The organism is Brevibacillus sp. WF146, from assembly GCF_001673705.2.
Lineage (GTDB): Bacteria > Bacillota > Bacilli > Brevibacillales > Brevibacillaceae > Brevibacillus > Brevibacillus thermoruber.
In genome coordinates this window covers 1,641,891-1,663,480 of sequence record NZ_CP109943.1, presented here as the reverse complement: position 1 = coordinate 1,663,480, position 21,590 = coordinate 1,641,891, and the positions used below count along the sequence as shown (strand labels likewise).

At 61.3% G+C, this 21,590-nt stretch carries 21 protein-coding genes; 2 read left to right on the top strand and 19 right to left on the bottom strand.

What is annotated here, in order from left to right:
• Nucleotides 1-50 precede the first annotated feature (50 nt).
• From A6764_RS08200 to A6764_RS08175, 6 genes are all read right to left on the bottom strand, one after another.
• Entirely contained in the window at nucleotides 51-2,468 is a 2,418-nt protein-coding gene (locus tag A6764_RS08200) for a penicillin-binding protein (RefSeq protein ID WP_035295241.1), read from the bottom strand.
• A gap of 143 nt (nucleotides 2,469-2,611) precedes the next feature.
• Entirely contained in the window at nucleotides 2,612-3,085 is a 474-nt protein-coding gene (gene ftsL, locus A6764_RS08195) for a cell division protein FtsL (RefSeq protein ID WP_081656566.1), read from the bottom strand.
• A gap of 37 nt (nucleotides 3,086-3,122) precedes the next feature.
• Nucleotides 3,123-4,058, bottom strand: coding sequence for a 16S rRNA (cytosine(1402)-N(4))-methyltransferase RsmH (gene rsmH, locus A6764_RS08190; protein ID WP_035295244.1), 936 nt, complete (start codon nucleotides 4,056-4,058; stop codon nucleotides 3,123-3,125).
• A gap of 86 nt (nucleotides 4,059-4,144) precedes the next feature.
• Nucleotides 4,145-4,576: a division/cell wall cluster transcriptional repressor MraZ gene (mraZ, locus tag A6764_RS08185; RefSeq protein ID WP_029099944.1), complete on the bottom strand. Its 432-nt coding sequence runs from the start codon at nucleotides 4,574-4,576 to the stop codon at nucleotides 4,145-4,147.
• Nucleotides 4,577-4,726: 150 nt separating this feature from the next.
• Nucleotides 4,727-5,986: an adenosylhomocysteinase gene (locus tag A6764_RS08180; protein WP_035295246.1), complete on the bottom strand. Its 1,260-nt coding sequence runs from the start codon at nucleotides 5,984-5,986 to the stop codon at nucleotides 4,727-4,729.
• 155 nt (nucleotides 5,987-6,141) lie between these two features.
• Nucleotides 6,142-7,032, bottom strand: a complete 891-nt coding sequence (locus tag A6764_RS08175; protein ID WP_065066846.1) for a LysR family transcriptional regulator — start codon at nucleotides 7,030-7,032, stop codon at nucleotides 6,142-6,144.
• Nucleotides 7,033-7,153: 121 nt separating this feature from the next.
• On the opposite strand from A6764_RS08175, the gene A6764_RS08170 reads away from it, so the two are divergent.
• Complete coding sequence (locus A6764_RS08170; protein ID WP_264622477.1) at nucleotides 7,154-8,425, top strand: APC family permease; 1,272 nt, start codon at nucleotides 7,154-7,156, stop codon at nucleotides 8,423-8,425.
• 50 nt (nucleotides 8,426-8,475) lie between these two features.
• Here A6764_RS08170 and ltrA read toward each other — a convergent pair whose 3' ends face one another.
• From ltrA to A6764_RS08150, 4 genes are all read right to left on the bottom strand, one after another.
• Nucleotides 8,476-9,738, bottom strand: coding sequence for a group II intron reverse transcriptase/maturase (gene ltrA, locus A6764_RS08165; RefSeq protein WP_065068426.1), 1,263 nt, complete (start codon nucleotides 9,736-9,738; stop codon nucleotides 8,476-8,478).
• A 650-nt stretch (nucleotides 9,739-10,388) separates the two neighbouring features.
• Entirely contained in the window at nucleotides 10,389-10,805 is a 417-nt protein-coding gene (locus tag A6764_RS08160; RefSeq protein ID WP_065066848.1) for a hypothetical protein, read from the bottom strand.
• Between the two features lie 4 nt (nucleotides 10,806-10,809).
• Nucleotides 10,810-10,941 carry a hypothetical protein gene (locus tag A6764_RS08155; RefSeq protein WP_255309647.1) on the bottom strand — a complete coding sequence of 44 codons (132 nt, stop codon included), beginning with the start codon at nucleotides 10,939-10,941 and terminating at the stop codon, nucleotides 10,810-10,812.
• Between the two features lie 208 nt (nucleotides 10,942-11,149).
• Nucleotides 11,150-12,199: an S-layer homology domain-containing protein gene (locus A6764_RS08150; protein ID WP_264622476.1), complete on the bottom strand. Its 1,050-nt coding sequence runs from the start codon at nucleotides 12,197-12,199 to the stop codon at nucleotides 11,150-11,152.
• A 63-nt stretch (nucleotides 12,200-12,262) separates the two neighbouring features.
• Here A6764_RS08150 and A6764_RS08145 point away from each other — a divergent pair, with 63 nt between their 5' ends.
• Nucleotides 12,263-12,478, top strand: a complete 216-nt coding sequence (locus A6764_RS08145) for a hypothetical protein (RefSeq protein WP_264622475.1) — start codon at nucleotides 12,263-12,265, stop codon at nucleotides 12,476-12,478.
• Here the strand turns inward: A6764_RS08145 and bshC are convergent.
• The 9 genes from bshC to A6764_RS08100 all read right to left on the bottom strand — a co-directional run bounded on the left by bshC (nucleotide 12,440) and on the right by A6764_RS08100 (nucleotide 21,356).
• Entirely contained in the window at nucleotides 12,440-14,062 is a 1,623-nt protein-coding gene (gene bshC, locus A6764_RS08140; RefSeq protein WP_065066850.1) for a bacillithiol biosynthesis cysteine-adding enzyme BshC, read from the bottom strand. The genes A6764_RS08145 and bshC overlap by 39 nt on opposite strands.
• A gap of 112 nt (nucleotides 14,063-14,174) precedes the next feature.
• Entirely contained in the window at nucleotides 14,175-14,732 is a 558-nt protein-coding gene (locus A6764_RS08135; protein ID WP_029099937.1) for a helix-turn-helix domain-containing protein, read from the bottom strand.
• 51 nt (nucleotides 14,733-14,783) lie between these two features.
• Complete coding sequence (locus A6764_RS08130; RefSeq protein WP_035295258.1) at nucleotides 14,784-15,203, bottom strand: DUF3397 domain-containing protein; 420 nt, start codon at nucleotides 15,201-15,203, stop codon at nucleotides 14,784-14,786.
• Entirely contained in the window at nucleotides 15,187-16,161 is a 975-nt protein-coding gene (locus tag A6764_RS08125; RefSeq protein WP_264622474.1) for a ketopantoate reductase family protein, read from the bottom strand. The genes A6764_RS08130 and A6764_RS08125 overlap by 17 nt, the downstream gene beginning before the upstream one ends.
• Before the next feature lie 320 nt (nucleotides 16,162-16,481).
• On the bottom strand, nucleotides 16,482-18,020 hold the full coding sequence (locus A6764_RS08120) for an acyl-CoA carboxylase subunit beta (RefSeq protein WP_065066851.1): 1,539 nt from the start codon (nucleotides 18,018-18,020) through the stop codon (nucleotides 16,482-16,484).
• A gap of 15 nt (nucleotides 18,021-18,035) precedes the next feature.
• The gene (locus A6764_RS08115) at nucleotides 18,036-18,809 is read right to left on the bottom strand and encodes an enoyl-CoA hydratase (RefSeq protein WP_065066852.1); all 774 of its coding nucleotides are present in this window, start codon (nucleotides 18,807-18,809) and stop codon (nucleotides 18,036-18,038) included.
• Nucleotides 18,806-19,735: a hydroxymethylglutaryl-CoA lyase gene (locus A6764_RS08110; protein ID WP_065066853.1), complete on the bottom strand. Its 930-nt coding sequence runs from the start codon at nucleotides 19,733-19,735 to the stop codon at nucleotides 18,806-18,808. Before A6764_RS08110 ends, A6764_RS08115 begins: the two co-directional genes overlap by 4 nt.
• A gap of 51 nt (nucleotides 19,736-19,786) precedes the next feature.
• Nucleotides 19,787-19,999 (bottom strand): acetyl-CoA carboxylase biotin carboxyl carrier protein subunit, encoded by a 213-nt coding sequence (locus A6764_RS08105; RefSeq protein ID WP_065066854.1) that lies wholly within the window; start codon nucleotides 19,997-19,999, stop codon nucleotides 19,787-19,789.
• A 13-nt stretch (nucleotides 20,000-20,012) separates the two neighbouring features.
• Complete coding sequence (locus A6764_RS08100) at nucleotides 20,013-21,356, bottom strand: acetyl-CoA carboxylase biotin carboxylase subunit (RefSeq protein ID WP_264622473.1); 1,344 nt, start codon at nucleotides 21,354-21,356, stop codon at nucleotides 20,013-20,015.
• Nucleotides 21,357-21,590: the final 234 nt, after the last annotated feature.

Genomic DNA, 21,590 nt, shown 5'->3' with positions numbered 1-21,590 from the left:
GCGTAGGTTGTCTCTTTCCTACCCTATTCGCGGGGGGGACGGGTTAGAACTTACGGCGCCGGGGTTGTACCGCCTGCCGGGACGGCGCCGGCATCCGGCTGTCTGCCCGGCGGGACTTGACCTGCCGAGCCGGCTGTGCCCTCTGCCGCCGAAACCGGCGCGGTTGACGCGGCTCCCGATGCCCCGCCGGGCGGGGCGCCTCCTGTCGGCGCTCCGGTCGCGGCGGGCGTCTGCGGTAGTTGGGAAGCGGGCTGCAGTGTTACCTGCAGCTTTTCGCCTCCGTTGAGCACGGTGCCGGGCTTGATGCTCTGCTGGGTGACAAAACCGGTCCCGACCTGCGTGACCTGGATGTTCAAGAGCGAGGCGAACTCCATCACGTCACGCAGCGACCTGCCGGTAAAGTCCGGCATTTTCGCCCCTTTGACCCGATCCGTCACGAGGATCACGCGGGTGCCGGGGGGCACTTTTTCATAAGCGGCCGGGAACTGGCTGACGATCTTCGTGCCGGTTCCGACCACGTTCACGTCCAACTGGTCCTGCTGGGCCCGAAGCTGTGCGGCCGTCGTGGACATGCCGACCAGCTTGGGCACCGTCAGCTCCTTGACGGGCTGTGCCGGCGTCAGGGAAGCGGCCGCCGCGGTCGTCTTGTCCGACGCCTGCTGCACCTGCTGCAGGTCGGGCTTTAGCTGCAGATACTGCAGGCTGCGCCCCATGACGGATGTAAAGATCGGCGCCACCACCTTGGCGCCCCACGTCCGATACGACTCGCCCACCTGCGGGTCGTCCACCACGACGTAGACGAGCAGGCGCGGATTGTCCTTGGGCGCAAAGCCGATGAAGGAGACGATGTAGTGGCCTTCCATGACCTGACCGTTGTCCGGGTTGTACTTCTGCGCCGTACCGGTCTTTCCGGCGACGTGATAGCCTTCGATCTTGTACGCTTTCCCCGTACCCTCATCGGCTGTGACGACCGTCTCCAGAATGTCGCGCACCTGCTTGGCGGTCGATTCCGTCACCACCCGGCGGACCACTTCCCGCTCGTTGCGCTTGACCACCGCGCCGGTGTTGGGATCGCGCAGTTCCTTGACGATGTGCGGCTTCAAAAGCTCGCCGCCGTTGGCGATCGCTCCCACCGCCATCACCTGCTGGATGGCCGTCACGGTCACCCCCTGGCCAAAGGTGGTAACCGCGACGTCGCGGGGCGAACGCGGATTTTCGAGGTTGTTCAGGTTGCCGGCCTTTTCGTTTGGCAGCTCGATGCCGGTAAGCTGGCCCATCCCGAAGTCCTTGAAGTACTTTTTCAGACGGTCCTGCTTCAGCCGGTCGTACCCCAGGATGACAAAGGCGACGTTGCTGGAGCGCTGCACGCCTTTGAGGAAGGTGATCGTGCCCCAGCCGGCCCCGTTGTTGTGGTCGCGGATCGGCGGACCGGGAATTTTCCTGTATGTACCCGACTGGTAGGTTTCATTCGGGTTGAACAGTCCCTCTTCGATGGCGGCCGCCAGCGTGATGATCTTGAACGTGGAGCCCGGTTCAAACATGCTCGTGACGGCGTGGTTGGTGTAGTTGGGAATCCCTTTGTAATACTCGTTGGGGTTGAACTGCGGCCGGTTGCCCATGGCCAGGATTTCGCCCGTGTTGGGATCGCTCACGACCACCGTCATGCCCTTCGGCTTGAACTCCTGTTCCGCCTTGTCCAGCGCCTGCTCCACGTAGCCCTGGATCGTCCGGTCGATCGTCAGGTAGACGTTGAGGCCGTCCTTGGCCGGTTTGTACTTGCGCTCCCCGTCCGGGAGCTGATACCCCAGCCTGTCCGTCAGCACCTGCATCTCGCCCTTTTCGCCGCGCAGTTCCTTGTCCAACTGCAGCTCAATGCCCATGCGCGGCGTGCCTTCAAAGTCCAGATAGCCGAGGACGTGGGTGGCAAAGCTGTCGTTGGGGTAATAGCGGCGGGTGGTTTCAATCAGCGTGATGCCGGGAAGCTGGTTCTCATCCACCTTTTGCCCGTTCGGCAGCGTCGGGTACTGCAGGGCGAGAATGCGGTTGCGCTGCTCTTCTGTAATCTTGTTGCCCCAGCGGCCCAGTTCCACCACTTTGGCGGTGGGGTTCGTCAGGTATTTGAGCAGTTTGTCCACCGGCGCGTTCAGAATGGGCGCCAGTCTGGAGGCTGTGTAGTACGGGTCTTTGACGTAATCCTGGTCCTTCTCATCCTGCGGCTTCAGCCTGGCGTTTACCGTGTACGCCTTGCCTTCGAAGGCCAGCTTCTCGCCGTTGCGGTCGAGAATCTCTCCCCGCTTGGGCTTCAGCGTTTTTTCCATGTCGTCCCATTGGATTTTGGCGTAGTCCAAAAGCTTTGCCGCTTCCACGGTCTGAAGCCACCAGAGGCGCACCGTCAGGCCGGAAAACAGTAAGATGGTGCAGAGCGCCAGAAGCAGGATCCGCCAGTTGACGCGTCGTTTCGTGTCCATGCCCTCTCCCTCCAACACGACGGATGATGGCCGCCCCGCCGTGCAGGGGGGCGGCTAAAAAGAAAAGCTTCTCCGATCCCCTGTCGGTGAAGCTGATGTCAGCATGTTGAACCTGTGAGTACGGCCGTATCCGCATGTCCCCGTCAGGAATTCGTTTTCGGCGGAGCGGGCTGTTTCGTCTTCGCATTTTGGTCATTCGGCATGGGCCCGTTCGCCGGACTCGTCTGCGGCGATCCCTGCCGCGCGGACTTCCCCTTGGGTTGACCGATGAGGTGCACGGCTTCCGGATTGTAAACCATTCCCATTTTTTGCGCTTCCCTGAGAATCCGGTCGCTGTTGCTCAACTGCTCGACCTGCAGCAGCAGCGCGGCGTTTTGCTCCTTCGTTTCCTTGATCTCTTTTTTCAGGCGCTGGATTTCGTAGTTGTACTGCGAGATTTGCGAGTAACGGACGCCGACCAGACCCACTCCCGCCACGATCAGCGAGATCAACAGCAGGTACAGCAGCTTTTCCTTGGTCGGAATGGACGGTTTGATGCGGATGGTTCGCTTGGTTTTGGTCACGGTGCGCGACTTTTCCAGTTCCACCGCAAGATTTCCCCGGTAGTAGTAGCTCATCTCGGTCTCCCTCCTTTGCGTGCAAGCCCGCGGGGCCTTACAGTTTTTCCGCCACCCGCAGCTTGGCCGAACGGGCCCGCGGATTGGCCGCCAATTCCGCTTCCGAAGGCAGAATCGGCTTTCTCGTTATGATTTTGACAGACGCCTGGTTCCCGCACGTGCAGACGGGAAACGACGGCGGACAGGTGCAGCCTTTGGCAAAATCCTGAAACACCTGCTTGCAGATCCGATCCTCCAGCGAATGAAACGTGATCACGCTGACCCTCCCCTGGGGCCGAAGCAGGCCGATCGCGTCCACGACCGCCTCGCGGAACGCGTCCAGCTCGTCGTTGACCGCGATCCGGATGGCCTGAAACGTGCGCTTCGCCGGGTGGGGTCCACTCCGGCGGGCCGCTGCCGGAATCGCTTCCTTGATCAGCTCCACCAGCTCCCCGGTCGTCCGCACAGGGGCATGTTTGCGCCGCTGTACGATTTGCCGGGCAATTCGCCGCGAAAATTTCTCTTCGCCGTACTCCCAGATGATCCGGGCCAGCTCTTCCTCGTCCCACTCGTTGACGACGTCGTAGGCGGACAGCGGCGCATCCTGATCCATCCGCATGTCCAGCGGCGCGTCGGCATTGTAGCTGAAGCCGCGCTCCCCCTCGTCCAACTGGGGGGAGGAGACCCCCAGGTCAAACAGCACGCCGTCCACGCCGTCCAACCCGAGGTCGTTCACGACGTCTCGGATCCGGCGAAAGTTGCTTTTGACCAGCGTCACCTTATCGATGTAGGGAGCCAGCCGTTCGCGGGCGTTGTCCAGCGCCCAGTCGTCCTGATCGATGGCGATCAGGCGTCCGCCTGCGCCCAGCCGGGACGCGATCAGGCTGCTGTGTCCCGCTCCGCCCAACGTGCAGTCCACATAGACGCCATCCGGCCGGATGTTCAGCCCGTCTACGGCTTCCTCCCTGAGTACGGTCACATGATGAAACGACAAAGGTTGTCACTCCCGATTCAAACGCGTAAGAAAAGGGTTGCCTGCCTTTTCAAACCGGATATTTTGCGCTGCCTGGACTCATGCTGTTACAAGTTGAAATCCACCAGCTTTTCGGCAATGTCCCCAAACGAACCCTCCGACTGAGCGAAATACTCTTCCCAGCGCTCCTTGCTCCAAATCTCCACGCGGTTGGAGACGCCGATGACGACGCACTCCTTTTGGATGTCGGCGTACTGGCGCAAGGTGGGCGGTATGTTTACCCTTCCCTGCTTGTCCCACTCGCATTCGGTCGCGCCGGAAAAGAAGAACCGCGTGAAGGCACGGGCGTCGGCCTTGGTAAAGGGGAGCGTCTTCAGCCGCTCCTCCAGCACTTTCCACTCTTCCATCGGGTAGACAAACAAACATTGATCGAGGCCGCGGGTAATGACGAAGGACGTGCCGAGCCCTTCACGGAATTTGGCAGGGATGGTCAATCGGCCTTTTTCATCGATGCTGTGCTGATATTCACCCATGAACACGGCCGCTTCCCCCACTTTCCTCCCACTGGGCTCCACTTTCCCCCACTTTTCCCCACTTGCTGCCTAGTTGTTATTATAAAAAAAAATCCTGCTTTTGTAAGCAGGATTTTTTCGCTGTTTTTCTCGCCGGAGTTGGACGGGTTTCACGGGTTATTCGACCCAACTGTCCAGGTACGCTTTCTGTTCCTCGGTCAGTTTGTCGATGCCGATTCCCAGCGCCTCCAGCTTGTAGCGCGCCACCATTTCGTCCAGCTCGTACGGAACGTTCAGCACGCGCTTGCCGATCGACTGGTAGTTTTTGTTTACGTATTCCAGGGAGACCGCCTGGAGGGCAAACGTCATGTCCATGATTTCCGCCGGGTGGCCGTCGCCCGCCGCCAGGTTGACGAGGCGTCCTTCTGCCAAGAGGTACAGTTTTCGACCGTCCGCCATGACAAATTCCTCGATGTCTTTGCGGACCGTGCGCTTCGATTTCGACAGCGCCTCCAGCTCCACCTTGTTTACTTCGACATCGAAGTGGCCGGCATTGGAGAGGATCGCCCCGTCTTTCATCACTTCGAAGTGCTCTTTGCGAATGACGTCGCGGTTGCCGGTAACGGTGACGAAGTAGTCGCCGTGCTTGGCCGCTTCGCTCATCGGCATCACTTCAAAGCCGTCCATGTACGCTTCGACCGCCTTGATCGCGTCCACTTCGGTCACGATCACTTTCGCCCCGAGGCCTTTGGCGCGCATCGCCACGCCTTTGCCGCACCAGCCGTAGCCGACGACGACCACGGTTTTGCCGGCGACGACCAGGTTCGTCGTGCGGTTGATGCCGTCCCAGACGGACTGCCCGGTACCGTAGCGGTTGTCAAACAGGTATTTGCAGAACGCGTCGTTGACCGCCACCATCGGGAATTCCAGCTTGCCCTCTTTTTCCAGCGCTTTCAGTCGCAGGATCCCGGTGGTCGTCTCCTCCGCGCCGCCGCGAATCTGGGCAAGCAGATCGCGACGTTCGCTGTGCAGGATGGTCACCAGGTCGCCGCCGTCGTCTATGATCAGGTCCGGCCGGGTCTCCAGCGTTTTGATCAGGTGCTCCTTGTACTCGGCCGGCGCCGGATTGTACTTGGCAAATACGCGGATGCCGTCTTCCACCAGGGCCGCGCAGACGTCGTCCTGCGTGGAGAGCGGGTTGGAACCGGTAATCGTCACTTCGGCGCCGCCCGCCTGAATCACTTTGGCGAGGTACGCCGTCTTCGCCTCGAGGTGAAGCGAGATGGCCACTTTCAGGCCGGCAAACGGCTTTTCTTTTTCAAACCGCTCCCGGATGCGGTTCAATACCGGCATGTGCTCCTTGACCCAATCGATCTTCAGATGACCGCTGGGCGCGAGCGACATGTCTTTTACAATGCTTTCAGAAACCATCGTCATGACTGATGAACCTCCTTCATCTCAAAACACCTTACGTCCTATCTTATCATACGCATTTGCGGCCATCATCCCCCAATTCCCGTCGGTTCCACATTTGCCATGTGCCGCCAGCAATCCGGACTATTCCGCTTTGTCTTTGGTGCTTCACACGACGATTATACCTCCATTTGCCCGCCCGTCAACAGTTCCACAAAGCGGCGCAGCGCCTGCGGCATCCATTTCTTCTTGTGGTAGACGATCTGCCGGTAGACGCGGATGTCGGGATGGGAGAACGGCAGGATGGCCAGCGTGCCTTTGCGCGCCTCTTCCTCCACGGCGATCCGGGGCACCAGGGCGATGCCCAGACCGTACGCCACGCACTGCTTGATCGCTTCCAGGCTGCCGAACTCCAGCGCGTTCTCAATCGTCGCGCCGCAGTCGCGCAGCACCGCTTCCAGCATCGAGCGGTAGCTGCAGCCCGCCTCGGTAAAAATCCAGTTCTCTCCGGAAAAGTCGGCTGCCTCCACCCGCTCCCGGCGGGCCAGCGGATGATCGGGGGCGGCGATGACCACCAGCGACTCCTCCCCCAGGTTGATACAGGTCAGCTCCGGCTGGCACTGCAGCCCATCCAGCACCACGGCAAAATCGTAGGTCCCCTCCTTTACGCCCTGGCGCAGGTCGTGGCAGATACCCGGATGCAGCATGACGCGCATGCGCGGCTGTTCCTGCCGAAACCGGCGCAGGATCGGCGGCAGGTAAAAGGCGGCCAGCGATTCCACCGTGCCGATGGACAGCGTCCCGGCCAACTGCGCCTGTTCCGAAAGCTGGGCGCGCGCCTCGTCCAAGAGCGCCAGCATCTGCTCGCTGTAGGCCAGGAGCGCTTCGCCGGAATGCGTCAGCCTGATTTTCCGTCCCCAGCGCTCAAACAGGACGACGCCGAACTCCTGCTCCAGGTTTTGAATCTGCGTCGTGACGCTCGACTGCGCGTAGCCCAGCACTTCTGCGGCGCGGGTAAAACTCTGCCACTTGGCCACTTCGCGAAAGGTTTGCAGATAGCGGATATCCATGGGTTCCTCCTTTTTATCGAAAAGTCCGATTCAAACTATCAAATATTATAGATAACTCCGATGATACGGTCTATGCTACACTACGTGTGCATATGACACTGTGCAAAGTGAGGGATCGCCCATGGAGAAAACGTCGGCGAACGCGGCCGGTCTGTCGAAGACGCTGTCGCTGCCGCAAATCGTCGCGCTGTACATCGGGGCCGTCCTCGGGTCGGGGGTGCTGTTGATCCCCGGAATGGCCGCCGAAAAGGCCGGCCCCGCCTCCATCCTGGCCTGGCTGTTCATGTCGGTGCTGGTGGTGCCGATGGCCGTGACCATGGGGCTGCTGTCCGCCCGCTATCCCAGTTCCGGCGGGGTCTCCACGTTTGTGCGGATGGCCTACGGCGACCGCTTCGGCAACATGGTCGGCTGGTTTTTCCTGCTGTCGGTGCCGATCGGCGCCCCGATCGTCGCGGTGACCGCTTCCAAATACGCGGCCGTCCTCCTCAAGTGGAGCGACGCGCAGGTGTACGCGATGGCGGGCCTCATCCTGCTCGCCGTCCTGATCATGAACACGTTTGGCCTGCAGGTGGCCAGCCGCGTGCAGACTGCGGTGGTGGCGCTGATTCTGGCGATTCTGGTGCTGGCCGTCGCCGCCGCGCTGCCGCATGCGTCCGCTTCCCACTTCACTCCGTTTGCCCCCCACGGCTGGCTGAGTGTGATAAAGGCGGCGGGATTATTGTTCTGGTGCTTCATCGGCTGGGAGGCGGTGACGCACCTCTCCGAAGAATTTGTCGATCCTCGAACAAACGCCATTCGCGGCGTGCTGTGGAGCGCCGGCATCGTGGCCCTGCTGTACGCGGCCGTGGCGCTGATGACGGTGGCTACCCACAGCTACGGCAACGGCTTGTCGGAGGCCTCGCTCAGCGTGATGGTGCAGTTGTCGTTCGGACCGGTCGGCGGGTGGGCCGTGGCGGTCACCGCCCTGTTTATCTGCGTCGCGTCGGTGAATGCCTACATCGGGGCCGCTTCCCGGATCGCCTATGCCCTGTCCCGGGAAGGGAGCGCTCCCCGCTGGTTCGGCCGCCTGCACGCCACCTACCGGACGCCGGTGGGGGGATTGGCCTTCCTGGCGTGCTGCTTTGCCGCCGTTCTCGGCGTGCTGTTCCTGGGATGGGTCGATCTCGCCCGGCTGATCGAACTGCCCAACGCCACGTTTTTTGCCACCTACATCGGCGGGTGTATCGCCGGCGTGCGCCTCCTGCACGACAGCCGGATCGGCCGGGCGGCCGCGTGGACGTCGCTGGCGGTCACGGTCGCCCTCTACCCGTTTCTGGGATGGTCGGCCCTGTATCCGCTGGTGATCGCCGCCGCCCTCCTGCTGTGGGAAAATCGAGTAGGAGGGGGCGACTAACCCCCGTCCTCTCACACCACCGTACATACCGTCCGGTATACGGCGGTTCATCAAGCTTGACGAAGTGCGAAATATCGCTGCACCAAACTCATGAGCCCTTGTTGTTGCCAGTAGGTAATACCAAGGGCTTTGTGAATGTGCGGAGATTTGGTTGTTCGCCATGCACCCTTGCGGGTATTTGCAATCTCCAGTGCTTTGCTGTGGGGAAGACCGAGGGAACGAAGTTCGCGGTATCGCGTACGGATTCGTTTCCATTGCGTCCACAGGCAGAGACGGAGCCTTCGGCGAATCCATTCCTCAATCCGCAGGAGGTGGGTTTTCGCCTCAGCCAACGCAAAATATCCGATCCATCCCATGAGGTATTGGTTGAGTTTTTGAATTCGCTCCTGTATAGGGATGCTCCAATGCGGGTTGGTCAGTTGGCGAATTCGTTCTTTTAACCGGATGATCGATTTGGGATGCAGGCGTATCCGTGCCTCTTTTCCCGGAGCAAAGCTAAAGCCGAGGAACTTTCGATTGCACGGCCGATCTACCGCACTTTTCTGTTGGTTTATCTTGAGTTTGAGCACCCTGGTCAAGTATCGCTCCACGCTCGCCTTTACCCGTTCCCCCGCGCGTTTGGTGCGGACATAGATGTTGCAGTCGTCCGCATAGCGGCAGAAACGGTGTCCCCTCCTTTCCAGTTCCTTGTCCAAGTCGTCCAGCAGAATGTTGGCCAACAACGGACTCAGGGGGCCACCTTGCGGTGTACCCTCTTCCGTTGAGACGCACACTCCGTTGACCATAACTCCGGATTGCAGGTAAGCGCGGATTAGTTTAAGGAGACGCTTGTCCTTCACCTTGCGGGCTACCCGGCTCATCAGGATGTCATGGTTGACCCGGTCGAAGAACTTCTCCAGGTCGATGTCGACCACATACCGGAATCCTTCCTTGATGTACTGTTGCGCTCTCTGCACAGCATTGTGAGCGCGGCGACCCGGGCGGAATCCGAGGCTTGAATCGGAGAATTCTGGGTCAAAGATGGGAGTCAATACCTGCAGGATGGCCTGCTGGATGAAGCGATCTACCACGGTAGGGATGCCTAGCAACCGTATTCCCCCGTCAGGTTTCGGGATTTCGACCCTGCGAACAGGAGTCGGTTTGTAGGTTTCCGTCTCGATTTGCGACCGGATGGTCGCCCAGTGCAGGCGAAGGTAGTCGCGCAGTTGTTCAGTTGAAACACCGTCGACTCCCGCAGCGCCTTTGTTGGCTTCCACTCGTTTGAGGGCGGCCGTGAGGTTGTCCCGAGACAGAACCTTCTCCAGCAGATCCATAACGATACTCCTTCCTCCGCGCACATGTCGCCAAGCTTGCCGTACGATGCTCAGCCCTTCTCTGTACCCTCGGGGCTTCACCCCTACTCTCCAGAGGAAGTTCCAGTTCTGAATTCTGCTTCGACACACCGTATCGAAAGAGGTTGGGACATATGCTGACTTGATGTTCGGCCCTTCCCCCTCAGGCGTCCCCGATTGGGGTACTATGGCCTCTGCTGACTTCTGCATGTTCAACGCCCCCTCACGGAGGCGGTTGCCAACGATAGTAGGCGTACCATGCAGACCTCCCCGGGTAAGAGCGGTAGCCTTCGTCCCATGTACCTGCCCAATTTACTGTTGTACCCTTTGGCTGTATGGGGCTTCACCTTGTGCGGCAGGCTCGCCCAAGTACAACAGCCTCAAATCGGGTTCGTGTACCTCAGGTCGGGACTTTGCCGCCGGCTTCCTTCAGATTCCGCCTCGCGGCGGACACCCTTGCCTTAGGCTAACGGTTGGTACAGCCAACCCCCGTTCGGGACTTTCACCCTATAGCTACCGCCCATGCCGGGCGCACCGCGAAAAAAAGAGTAAGGCGTGCTTCGCCTTACTCTTTTTCAAATCGGTAAGAAGAAAAGGGAGCGTTCTGAACGCCCCCGAATCACCTGTGCTTTTCATTTATAGATGTAATCGATATAGGCGGAAAGCCATGTCACATCCGTATTTCTGGACCTGGCGTACTCGCTCCAACAGGACGCAAATGCGTCCATATCCAACGGCCAGCGGGGATAGAAACGCCTAAACGCCGCCATAAATTCGCTGGAGCCGCCCACGACGGCGTGATCTTCAGCGGACAGGATGACGCCCCATCGGCCGGAACGTGAATAGAAGGCGTTTTCCAGCACGATCGTGGTATCCCGGTACGCTTGGTACGGACATGCTGCGCTCGACTTCCAATGGGTAGCGCGTTCGGGATCGTATCGTCTGTCAAACCCATCCGGCATTTCAATTTCGGACACGTACAATTCCGTATCGTCAGTGAACGCAGCAGCCTGCACCAGCGCGTGATACTGCTCTTCCGTCAGGTGCATTCCCTCAATGGGAAACGATCAATATCTCAGCGATATGGCGCTGGTACATGGGTTCAAAAGGAGACGTGCCGAGAAAAATCCGTTCATAGCGGGCCTTGAGCTCCTGCCATTTGCTGACGTCTGTTACGGGCAGCACACAGTTCCCCCCACGCTTCGAACGCTGCGCCGGATCCCGTCGCCGCCGAGGGACCGGTTTCTTCGGAATGGCTTCCCTTCTCCGTTTGCTCGACCGGGGCCGTTTCGCGTGCGGAACATCACCTGCGCAGCCTGCTCGCTTCTGTTGCGGCCGCCTCTTTGTCTGTCAGAAAAGCCCGTCGTTCCGCCGCCCGCAGCCCCGTGATTCTCTATTCGTCTTTGCCGATCAACTGAAAGGTTTTGCCGTCTTTGGATGAAAGGTAAAACGTCTTGTCCACGCTTCCGCCCAGATCCCCGGCGTAATACTGCACGGTCATCCGGTACTTGTCCGGGCCGATTTTGGCGTAGTAGATCAGCTCGTCAAACCGGGGGAAACGGATGAAATCGTACACCTCGTACCTCATGAACGAAAAGTGTTCCTGCAAAAACTTCTCCGTCACCGGCAGCTTGCGCTCGCGCACGTACCGGAGGAGATCGTCAAAACGGTGGATCTTTTGCTGATCCATCACGTCCTGCACAAACGTCCGCACCGCCTGCGTCATCGCCCGCTGCTCGTCCGGCGTCACCCGGCCCGGGTAGAGCTCGGCGATTTTCTGTTTGACCCGCCCCAGCAGCACGACCGCCTGCGCCCGGCTGACCGCTTCGCCGGGGCGAAACGCGCCGTCCGGGTAGCCGGTCATCACGCCCAGCTTGTAGACGGGGTAGACCGTCAGCACCCGGGATTCGTCAGCAGGGGAGATGTCGGTAAAAAATCGGGCCTTGGTCCCGCGGTATTTCTCTCCTTCCGACTGGTGCCCCAGCGCGGCCAAAAGCAGCCGTGCCGCCTCCAAGCGGTTCAGCGTGTCAAACGGCTTTCCCGTCGGAACGATGCCCGCCGCCAGCAGATGAACGTACGTGTTTTCCGACCAGCGTCCGCGCACGGCGGACAGATCGTGTTCGCGCGCGACCGCATCCGCCTCGTGGCCCTCGAACGGCGGCAGCACCCGTTCCACCAGCGCCATGAACTGCTCCTGGGTAACCGGCTCGTCGGGCCGAAACGTCCCGTCGGGAAATCCGCGCAGCAGGCCGGACTTGGCCGCCTCGGCGATCTCCCATGCGGCCCAATGGCTTTGCGTATCGGCAAACACGCCGTTCGGCGGCCCGCCTTCCGTCCGGGCCGCAGCCGTTGCCGCGCCGCCCGCCCATCCGGCCAGCACGGCCGAAACCGCCAGCGCCAATCCGGCCAACAGCCGCATTCCTCGCCGCATACTGCGCTGCATGTCGCCACGACCACCTTTCGCAGGTTTTCCGCCTGTCACTTGTATGACGCAAGGGGGCAAAAAATGTTTCGACAACAGGGACTAACACCTTTTTCCATTCGACAGCAAGCGGACTGCCTCACGCCCGCTGCGACACCGCCGGACGCGGACCGCCGCGTGATGCCGGCGGCGGTCCGGATGAACATGCCGAAGCTCGAAAAATGGCCAAGCCCCAAAGGCTTGGCACTGCAGTCCGTGCGTTTACAGATAGATGACCTGATGCGTGCCGTCGTGCACTAACGGCGCTTCCACCAGACGGTCGACCAGGTCGAGTCCGTGCTTGTTGGCAAAGGGAACAAACGACAGCTTCCGCTCCTGCCATGCTCCCTCGGGAAGGAGCGCCGCCTCCAGCCGCCGCACGCGCACCCTGCCCACGTCTTCCCGCTGGTCCAGCGAGCGGAGCAGCCGCTTCTCCAAAAAATCCACCTGGGCCATCAGCATGCCCACATTCTTTTCGGCCAACTGACGCATGCCCGGTTCCAGGCGGACGACCTCGTCCACGAGCGGACGGTAGAGGTCGAGCAGGGCTTCCCGCACCTCTTCGAAGCGTCCGGCCAAGGGGTGCGGTTCCCGCCGCGCCTCCCATTCCGCTTTCCACCCGGCAAAATCCTTCAGCATCCGTTCGACGGTCAAGCCGCACTCGCGCAGCAGCCGCTCCATCGCCCCTTCCACCAGGGTGACCGACAGGCGGGGCAGCACGATCGGCAGGCGAAGCCCAAAGTGTTCAAACACCTCTTTGAAATACGCCCAGTACGCCACTTCTCCCGGCCCCGCCACAAAGGCGAGCGTGGGAAACAGATGCTCCTGCATCAGCGCGCGGGTCACCACATTGGCGCTGAAGCGCTCCGGCTCCGTCTCCGCCAGCCGCATCAGTTCCTCCCGGGTGTAGCTGCGGCGCCGCGTCACGAAACGTTCGCCGCGGCGCTCCAGGAGCAAACGGTCCCCGTCCTCATAGAGAAACAGGTTGGCCTGATGCGCCTCCACCTGAAGCTGCAGCGGGTATCCGGCCGCTCCAATCCGTTCGGCGGCGTCCAGCAGCAGGCTGGCCAGCCGTTCGTTTTGTTCGAGGATCGCGCGGAACATCGGCTGTTCCAGCTTGCGGACAAACGGCAGGCTGGACTCCACCAGCACCAGGCCGTGCTTGCCGAACAGGCGGGCCATCAGGCGGGCGAACCAGTCCGTCACCGTCTCGGAGGCGGCCAGCGTTTCTTCCAGCAGATCCCGAATGACGGCGGTTTCCGCCGTTTCCGTCTGGTCGGCAAAAAACCCGGCCAGAAAGCGGCGGCACTCGTCCGGGTCGAGGGGCAGCATGCTGGCCGACGGACGCCCTTTGCGCGGCAGAGCCAGCCGCCCTTTGCGCAGAGCCGTCCCCCCCTCCGCCAGCCAGTAGAGGTGGTCAATTTCGTCAATATCGTGGTCTTCGCCGGCAATCCAGAACACCGGGACGACCTCCGTCTGCAGTTCCGCCGACAGCCGTTTCGCCGCCTGTACCAGGTGGACGGCTTTGTAGATCGTATACAGCGGCCCCGTCAGCACCCCGGCCTGCTGGCCGCCGACGACGACCAGCGTCTGCGTACATCGCAGCCTTTCAATCTGCGCCAGCGCCTCCGGGTGATTGCCGATCTGGCTGTTGTAGGCATACAATCCGTCCGCCAGTTCTTCCCGGTGCGGGATCGGCCGGGCCTTGAGCCACGCGATCCGCTCCCGGTACGAATCGGAACGGTAGGGATGGTACGCAAAAAATTGCAGCGCATCGGCTTTTCCCTGCTGGTACGCATCGGCCAGCGGGTTCGCCAATGGAAGCGCAACGCATTCAATTTTCATCGATGCTCACCTTTCTTACGCCATGTCACTGCAAATTATACCATGCCCCCTTCCCGTAAAAAACAAGACAACCCGTCCCATGGATTGTCAAAGTGCTGTCGGATGTGCTGTCTCAAAATTGCGGCGGTGTCACCGACCAGATCAGCACGGCCTCGCTGTCTCCGGTATTTTCGATGGTGTGGGCTTTGGAACTGTCAAACGAGATGCTGTCGCCCGCTTCCAGTTCATGCTCCTCGTCGTTGAAGCGCGCCGTCACGCGTCCCTGGATGACGACGAAACACTCTTCGCCTTCTGCCTGCACAAACTTGTCCGCCGCCATCTGCCCCGGCTTGAGCCGCACTTCCAGCATGCCCAATTTGCCGCTGCCGCCGGCGGAAAGCAGGCTGTAGGTGCCGGTCGATTCGGGGAAGATCATCTGTCTGCGCTTCTCTTTGCGGGTGACGTGTACCTGCTTCTGGTCGATGTCTTCGAAAAAGTGAATGATCGACGATTCGAGCGCTTTCGTGATCTTCCACAGCGAATCCAGCGAGGGCTGGGAAATGCCGCGCTCCACCTGGCTGAGCAAGCCCTTGCTCAGTCCTGTCTTGTTGGCCATGATTTCGAGCGTGAAGCCACGCTCTTTCCGAATCGTTCGAATCTTGTGCCCAATCGACTCGATGGGAAGCCGCATCATTGTCCTACCTTCTTTCTTTTCAGGATATGTATCGGTACCGCCGGTGATTCAGACGACGCTCATCGTCTTGACGATCCCCATCGCAAAGAGCACCACGTAAACCAGTCCAAACAGGGGAAACGACAACCGCCACGCGGAAAAACCGGCCTTCCGCAGGGAAAGTTTTCCCTTCCACTTCACCTGCAGCCAGCTCAGCAAGCCAACGGTCACGAGGAAAAACACGGTCACCCACCACCAGGCGGACAGCGCGTCCGGCCAGATCACGCCATAGGCGGCCACGACGGCGCGAATGAACAAAAAATTCGTGATATTTACCGCCCAGCGGCCCGCCAGCCGCCGGTCCCGTTTCCACGCGTGCACGATCAGATACGCCAGCGGAAACCCGAGAAAAGGAAAAACGGTCAGCAGGGCCCACACATGGGTCAGCGCTGCCCAGACGAACGACCAGAGATTACCCAGAACGGTCATGTGCCGCCTCTCCTTTCGCGGTTTCCATGCCTGATTTCAGGAGCACGGCGCGCAGCAGCGTTTCGTGCAGCGGAACGGGCGTTCCGGTCCGTTTCCCCTTTTCCACGAGGTACCCGTTGATCGCGTCCACTTCCGTCCGGTTGTGCCGTCTGATATCCTGCAGCATGGAGGAAAGATTCCGGGAAGTATTTCGGCAAATGGATACAATTTCCTGCCAGTCCGCTTCGTCAATTTTTTGACCGCAGCGGTTGGCCACGGCGGCGGCTTCGTCAAACAATTCCCGCATCAGCCTGAGCGTGTGCGGCGAATCGAGCAGCATGCCGTTGGGAATCTCGAACAACGCGGTCAAGGGGTTGATCAGCGCGTTGGCCAGCAGTTTGCGCCAGGCGTACGGCTCGACGGCATCCACGTATTCGGCGCGGATGCCGCAGCGGTTGGCCCAGGCGACAAACGCGGCAATCAGCGGATCGCGTACAGGCTCAGCCGTCCAGGGTCCGACGCGCAGGAGGCCGGTGCCGGTGTGTTCCACGTCGGTCGGCGACAGGCGGCGCGCCCCCTCCGTATTGATGGCGTAAAAACGCTGCTCAGGCGCCAGCACCTCCGCCAATCGCTCGTGCTGGCCCATGCCGTTTTGCAGGGCCAGCACCCGCGCCGAGCGGGGCAGTTGGCGCAGCAGCGGCAGCAGCTCGGCAATGGCGGTCTGCTTGACGGCCAGCAGGTAAAGATCGCCGGCCGGCAATCCGTCCTCAATCGGAGAAGCGTTGACCGCGACCGTTTCCTGCCGGCCGTCCAGCGTGTACAGGGACAGCCCGCGTTCGCCCAGCAGCGCGGCCTGCTCGCGGCTGCGGGTAACCAACTCGACCGACTGGCCGTTCAGCAAAAAACGGGCCGCATACAGCAGTCCCACGGAACCGCCGCCGATTACCACCGGGTGGAAAGTTATCGCTTCCGACTGCATTTGTTCACCTACATTAATCAATACTTATCTCAAGAATAGCAGGTTTGCGGCGAATGTTCAATTGAATGTGCGCAAAAGATCGAAATTATCGAACATTTTGCTTCCGGACGGTCACGTCAGAACAAGTGCTTACAGCAGCGGTCAATCGGAGTGAAAATAACGTCAATCCAAAAAATCCTCTCAGGTTGAGAAGAAGTCGCTACCGCAGCAGGGCTAGTCGCCGCTGGACTGGGCGTGTCGCTCCTCAAACTGCGACACAGCCCGTTTTTCACACAAAAAAACAGACTGCCTCCTCGCCGAAGACAGTCTGTTTGGCGCGTCTACACCGGGTATACCGGGTGCTTGCGCTCGGAGAAGATTTGCCGTTTGCTGCCGTAGACGCCGAAGCGGCGGATCAGCTCGCCGCGCAGTTCGCTCGGCGGCACGATGGCGTCCACGATCAGGTTGGAGGCGAGCAGGTAGATGTCGATATCCTGCTGGTACTCGCGCCGTTTTTCCATGATAAACGCCTGCCGCTCCTGCGGGTCTTCAATCGCCTGGATCTTGTTGCTGTAGACGGCGTTGACCGCCGCTTCCGGCCCCATCACGGCGATCTGCGCGCCGGGCAGCGCCAGGCAGGCGTCCGGTTCAAACGCCGAGCTGGCCATCGCGTACAGGCCGGCGCCGTACGCCTTGCGCACGATCACGGAGATCTTCGGCACGGTCGCCTCCGCCATGGCCGCGATCATTTTCGCCCCGTGCCGGATGATGCCGGCCCGCTCCACGGCCGTGCCGATCATGAAGCCCGGGACGTCGGCGAGAAACAGCAGCGGAATCTGAAAGGCGTCGCACAAGGTAATGAAGCGGGCCGCCTTGTCGGCCGAATCGACGAACAGCACGCCCCCCTTCACCCGCGGCTGGTTGGCGACGATGCCGACCGGCTTTCCGTCCAGCCGGGCAAAACCGGTGATCAGCTCCTGGGCGAACAGCTTCTTGATCTCGAAAAAGGACCCCTCGTCCACCAGCGCATCAATCAAGTCGTACATGTTGAAGGGCGTGTTCTGGTTTTCCGGCACGATCTCGTTGATGTCCCGCGCATCCGGCTTGGGTGGCCGGGCCGCTTCCACGGGCGGCTCTTTCGTGTAGTCGGCCGGGAAAAAGCCGAGGTAACGGCGGGCGGCCTGAATCGCTTCCGCTTCATTGGCCGCCAGAATGTCGCCGCAGCCGCTCACCGAGCAGTGCATGCGGGCGCCGCCCAGCTCCTCCAGCGTCACCTTTTCGCCGATCACCATTTCCGCCATGCGGGGAGACCCGAGGTACATGCTGGCGTTTTTGTCCACCATGATGACCACGTCGCAAAACGCCGGAATGTACGCCCCTCCTGCGGCGGAAGGGCCAAACAGGATGCAGACCTGGGGAATCTTGCCGGAGAGCTTCACCTGGTTGTAAAAGATCCGGCCCGCCCCCCGCCTGCCGGGGAACATCTCCAGTTGATCGGTAATGCGGGCGCCGGCGGAGTCGACCAGATAGATCAGCGGCACGCGCATTTTCTCCGCCGTCTCCTGGATGCGGATGATCTTTTCCACCGTCCGCGCTCCCCACGAACCGGCCTTGACCGTCGAATCGTTGGCCATCACGCAGACGGTTCGCCCGTTTACTTTGCCGATGGCGGTCACGACCCCGTCGGCCGGCAGGTCGCCCGCGGTGAAATTGGCAAACAAGCCGTCTTCCACCATGAACTCGCCGTCAAACAGCAGCTTCAACCTGTCGCGGACGAACAGCTTGTTCTGCTCCTTCAGCTTGGCGTGGTACTTTTCCTCGCCCCCCTGCTCCACCTGGGCGATCCGTTCTTTCAGCGTCTGTTCCAACTGCTTGCTCATCTGCCGTTCCTCCCGTCATTCTCCGCGATATACCGGTTTTCGCTTTTCCCTGAACGCTTCCAGCCCCTCCAGCCGGTCGCGGGTGGGGATCAGCACCTGGTAGGCGCTGCTCTCCATCGCCAGTCCCGTCGCCAGATCGGCCTCCATCCCGTAATCGATGGCGAACTTCGCCTGGGCGAGCGCAAGCGGCGCGTTGGCGGCCATCTCCTCGGCCAGCGCCAGCGCGGACGCCATCACCTGGTCTGGCGGAGTCGTGCGGTTGACCAGCCCGATCGCCAGCGCCTCCTCGGCGTGGACGCGGCGGGCGGTAAAAATCAGCTCCTTGGCCTTCCCCTTGCCGATCAGGCGCGGCAGCCGCTGCGTCCCGCCCGCTCCGGGGATGATGCCGAGCGACGTTTCCGTCAGCCCCATCTGGGCCGACTCGCTCATCACCCTGAGGTCGCAGGCCAGGGCCAGCTCCGTTCCGCCGCCCAGCGCCACGCCGTTGATTGCGGCGATGACCGGCTTGGGCAGACGCTCCAGCTCGCTGAACGTGTCCCGGATGGTGCGGATGTAGAGCTGCACCTGAAGGTCCGTCATCGTGCGCCGCTCCTTTAAGTCGGCGCCGGAGCAGAACGCCTTCTCCCCCGCGCCGGTCACAATGACGGCGCGAATCTCCCTGTCCGCATCGATCTCGGCAATCAGCCGTCGCAGCGTGAACAGCGTCTCCAGGTTCAGACAGTTGTACACCTCGGGCCGATTCAGCGTCAGCACGCCGACGGCCCCCTCTTTTCGCAGCAGCACGCTCATGCCGTATCCCCTTCCGCCTCTTTCTTTGCGCAGGTTTCCGCCTGCGCCAGGCTGGCCGCAAGCACCTTGGACGGCAGGGGGCGACCCAACTGCCGCTGGATGTAGCTGCCCGCCTCGATCAGCTTCTGCAGATCCACGCCGGTCTCATAGCCCATGCCGTGCAGCATGTAGACCAGATCTTCGCTGGAAATGTTGCCGGTCGCCCCCGGCGCGTACGGGCATCCCCCCAAGCCGCCGATCGAGCTGTCAAAGGTGCGGATTCCCTCAGCCAGAGCAGCCGCCACGTTGGCCAGGCCCGTTCCCCGGGTATCGTGAAAATGACCGGCCAAGCGCTCGCTCGTAACATCGTTCACAAGCACCGCGAACGTCTCCTGCACCTGACGGGGCGTGGCCACGCCGATCGTGTCGCCGATGGAGACTTCGTAGACGCCCATCGCGAGCAGTTCGTCCGTCACCCGCCGGCTGTTGTCCAGCGGAACGGCCCCTTCATACGGGCAGCCGAAGACGGTGGAGACGTATCCCCGCACGCGCATGCCCAGCGCCAGCGCTTCCCGCGCCACTTCCCTGAGGACGGGGAAGGTTTCGCTGATGCTCTTGTTGATGTTCTTGCGGTTGTGCGTCTCCGAGGCGGACATGAACACGGCCACCTCCGTCACCCCGCACTCCCTGGCCCGCTCCAGCCCGCGCAGATTGGGCACGAGCGCGCTGTACGTCACGGCGGGGCTGCGCGGCAGTTGGCGAAAGACGTCCGCCGTGTCGGCCAACTGGGGAATCCAGCGCGGATGGACGAACGAGCCGGCCTCGATCCGGCGCAGTCCCGCCTCGGCCAGCAGGCCGATCAGCCGGATTTTCGCCTCGGTCGTCACCGTTTGGGTTTCGTTTTGCAGGCCGTCACGCGGCCCTACTTCTACGATCTGCACCTGCATGCAGGCCACCTGCCTTTCCTAGCGGGCGCTCAGTTTGGAATCATTCCAAAACTACTCCAGGACGAGGATGACATCGCCGTCGTTGACGAAGTCCCCGACATGCACTTTCACTTCCGCCACTTTGCCGTCCACTTCCGCCTGGATCGGCACCTCCATCTTCATCGACTCCAGCACGACCACGTCCTGGCCGGCGTTCACCTGGTCGCCTGCCTGCACCAGCACGTTGATGACGGTTCCTGCCATGGATGCTGTCACGTTTTTCATCGCTTTGCTCTCCTTACGTCGTTTTCTCTTTCCGCTCTTCCACAAAGCGCGTGGTGTACGCGCCCCGCCGGAATGCTTCGTCGCCCAAGACCTCCAGCAAAAACGGAATGTTGGTCTTGATGCCGGTGACCTCAAACTGCCGCATCGCTTCCTGCGCCCGCCGTATCGCTTCTTCGCGGTTTGTGCCGGAGACGATCACCTTGGCGATCATCGGGTCGTAGAACGGCGTCACCTGCGTGCCGGTTTCCACGCCGTCGTCCACCCGCACCCCGTCCATTTGCGGCGGCCGGTAGAACGTGATCGTGCCGGGAGACGGCAAAAAGGTGACGGGGTCCTCGGCGTACACCCGCAGCTCGATCGCATGGCGCAGCGCCCTTACCTCCGCCTGCGCGACGGGCAGCGCGTTGCCGCGGGCGATCTCCAACTGCAGCGCGACCAGGTCGAGGCCGGTCATCTCTTCGGTGACGGGATGCTCTACCTGCAGGCGGGTGTTCATTTCCAGGAAATAGAAATTCTTTTTCCCGTCCATGATAAACTCCACCGTGCCGACGCCGGTGTACCCGACCGCCCTGGCAGCCGTCACCGCTGCTTCGCAGAGCCGCTGTCTCGCGAGCTCGTCGAGGAACGGGGACGGGCTTTCCTCCAGCACCTTCTGGTGGCGGCGCTGGATGGAGCATTCCCGCTCCAGCAGGTGAATCACGGTGCCATGCGCGTCTCCCGCGATCTGCACCTCGATGTGGCGGGGGCTTTCCACATACGCTTCCACGTACATGGCGTCGCTGCCAAAGTACGCCTTGGCCCTGCCCCTGGCCGACTGGTACGCCTGGCGCAGTTCCGCTTCGTCGCGGCACACCTGCATGCCGATGCCGCCGCCGCCCGCGCTGGCCTTGAGCATGACCGGATAGCCGATCCCGGCCGCCACCCTTGCCGCTTCATCCGGCGTGTTCACCGGATCCTCGCAGCCGGGCACCACGGGCACGCCCGCTTCCCGCATCACGCGGCGGGCCGTCAGTTTGTCCCCCATCTGCGCGATCACCTCGGGAGACGGCCCGATGAAGACCAGCCCTTCGTCGCGGCAGCGCCGGGCAAACGCGGCGTTTTCCGACAGCAGGCCGTATCCCGGATGGACGGCATCCGCGCCGGTCTCTCTGGCGGCGGCGATGATCGCCTCCACGTTGAGATAGCTGTGCGGCACAGGGGGCGGCCCGATGTGGACGGCCTCGTCCGCTTCCCGGACAAACGGCAGGTTTCGGTCCGCCTCCGAGAATACGGCTACCGTCGCCACTCCCTGGGCCCGGCAGGTGCGGATGATCCGCCGCGCGATTTCCCCGCGATTGGCAATCAGTACTTTGCGCATGGCAACGCTCCTTTCCGCGACCAATCGTCCGCTGCTCGAAACCGCTTTCAACGCATGCGGGGCGATTGTTCGAAATTGTTTTGCTACTCTCTATTTTGCCATGAGACCGTCCATAGTTCTAGCTGAAATTTAAATTTCTTCCATGAGAGCGAATCCATTTCCTGGAGCTCCCTCGAAATCAACGCGAGAAAATCGCTCGGGGAGGAGGTTTTTGGTGTATAATGAAGGTAGGCC